The organism is Anabaena sp. UHCC 0253 (assembly GCF_009712085.1).
GTDB lineage: Bacteria > Cyanobacteriota > Cyanobacteriia > Cyanobacteriales > Nostocaceae > Dolichospermum.
In genome coordinates this window covers 627,391-629,984 of the sequence record NZ_VILD01000002.1, presented here as the reverse complement: position 1 = coordinate 629,984, position 2,594 = coordinate 627,391, and the positions used below count along the sequence as shown (strand labels likewise).

Here is a 2,594-nt window from a genome sequence, read left to right as displayed (position 1 = left end):
CAACGGTGCAACCACAACCCTAGAAACATTATGGATGTGTATTCCCATAGTTACGAGGGTAGGAGAACAATTTGCAGCCCGTAATAGCTATACAATGATGATGAATGTGGGAGTAACTGAAGGTTTAGCTTGGAGTGATGAAGAGTATGTAGAATGGGGTGTAAAGTTGGGTAAAGATGAAAAATTAAGACAAGAAATAGTGTGGAAACTGAAAAAGTCACGACAAACATCTCCCCTCTGGAATGGTAAGAAGTTTGCGCGGGAAATGGAAAATGCTTATCAGCAAATGTGGCAAATATATATTGATAATAAATAGGTACATAGTCAGGACTAAAATTTTTATCAAATACAGGAAAAATTAAATTTTACCAAAATTTTCAGGGTTTCAATTATGACCATTCAGTTAGACAATCAAATTTCTGTACCACAAACTTTATTAAACATTCAAGAATATGAACAAAATATTATAAAAAATCCCAAAGAAATTACCAATTATTGGTATTTAGGATTAGCCTTATTATTAGAGGGAAAAGAAGAAGAAGCCCAGATTACATGGATGAGCGCATTTTTGGAATTTGGAGAAAAAGAATCAGAAACCTGGGTACCACAATTAACAGAAATTTTGTTAAATGAGGCTCAACAACAAGAAGCAAATTCTAACTATCAAACCGCTTGGGCAATTCGTCAACATATTAGAGAATTTACGCCTCATGATATTACTAATATTTTAAAAACAATTGAGTTAGAAATTGATTTAAATCATTTAGATATAGAAACAAACATTAATTATTTAATTGAAGTTATATCTCAACTTACAGAAACCCCTGTTTGTGATGAAAATTTATTAGTTTTAGTGATTGACAAGTTATTTCATATTAATCCAGTCAATCCCCTTCCTTTCATTAACCAAATTTTTGAAATATTTATACCTTGTTTATCTACTTCACAAACAATTATTAAATTGTTGCTCAGAAAAGCAGAATTTTATTATGATTCTTCTGAATATTATATTTCAAGTTATTTTGGAAAACTGGCTTTTAGATTAGATTCACATAGTTCAGATTGCATTAGAAGAATTATTACTCCTCTACAACAAATAGGAGTAAGTTGTTTTCAAGAATGTATTGATTGGTCTGAAAAATATCTAAAAATCTCTCAAGAATCAACTGATAAAGTCATTGCCAGCCATTATTTATTAGAAGCGTCATTAGCTGTTTGTGGTAGTTGGGAAAAGACAATTTATGCCTATGAAATACATAAACAATATTTGTGTAATGTTGCAACCAGTAAAATTCAAACTGAAAGTTTAATTCAAATTTTACCTGCGGGTAATTTTTTATTATATCTCGAAGATAATCCAAAGGAAAATAGATTAATTCGTAATGGGTTAGCAGATGTATGTCAACAATTGGTAAGGAAAAGGTTTTCCGAAAATGTCAATATTTATCAACAACGTTTTAACTTACCTCGTCCCACTTTGAGTGAGCGTCCTTTAAGAATAGGATATTTATCAGAATGTTTTCTTTCCCATTCTGTGGGTTTTTTAGCTTGGTGGTTATTAAAATATCATAATCGCCAGGAATTTGATATTTATTTATATTCTTTGCGGGAAAATAAATATGATCCTAAACAAGAAGATTATAAAAGAGAATTTGGCGATCGCTTTCATCAAGAATCTCTCTCAATGGTGACAATAGCAGATAAAATTAACGAAGATGAAATAGATATTTTAGTTGATTTAGACAGTATCACCTCCTATAGCAGTTGTGCTATTTTAGCCTTAAAACCTGCACCCATACAAGTTAGTTGGTTAGGTTTTGATGCCACTGGTTTCTCCACAGTTGACTATTTTATTGCTGATAATTATGTATTACCAGAATCAGCACAGGATTATTATAGTGAAAAGATTTGGCGACTGCCAGAAAATTATATTAGCATTGATGGTTTTACTGTGGGAATACCAACTATTAGCAGAGAATCTTTAGATATTCCTGAAGATGGGATTATTTATTTTAGTTCCCAAACTGGATTCAAACGTAATCCTGATAATATTCGCTTACAAATGCAAATTATTAAACAAGTTCCTAATAGTTATTTTCTCCTCAAAAGTTTTCGATCTAACAACAAAGATTTAGAAAATTTTATCAACCCCATTGCGGAAGCGGAAAGAATTGATTTATCACGCTTAAGGTATATTCCTAATGCACCCACAGGTGAAGAACATCGCGCTAATTTAGCCATTGCCGATGTAGTCTTAGATACCTATCCCTACAACGGTGCAACCACAACCCTAGAAACATTATGGATGGGTATTCCCATAGTTACGAGGGTAGGAGAACAATTTGCAGCCCGTAATAGCTATACCATGATGATGAATGTGGGAGTAACGGAAGGTTTAGCTTGGACTGATGAAGAGTATGTAGAATGGGGTGTAAAGTTGGGTAAAGATGAAAAATTAAGACAAGAAATAGTGTGGAAACTGAAAAAGTCACGACAAACATCTCCCCTCTGGAATGGTAAGAAGTTTGCGCGGGAAATGGAAAATGCTTATCAGCAAATGTGGCAAAAGTACATTGATAGTAAATAAGCTCGTA

At 32.8% G+C, this 2,594-nt stretch carries 1 protein-coding gene and 1 pseudogene; both read left to right on the top strand.

The annotated features are described in order from the left end of the window. Positions 1-316: pseudogene (locus FJR38_RS07045) on the top strand (hypothetical protein); the annotation flags it as partial. A 75-nt stretch (positions 317-391) separates the two neighbouring features. Continuing rightward, a complete protein-coding gene (locus FJR38_RS07040) occupies positions 392-2,587 on the top strand; it encodes a hypothetical protein (RefSeq protein WP_168536143.1) in 2,196 nt (731 codons plus the stop codon). Positions 2,588-2,594 lie beyond the last annotated feature (7 nt).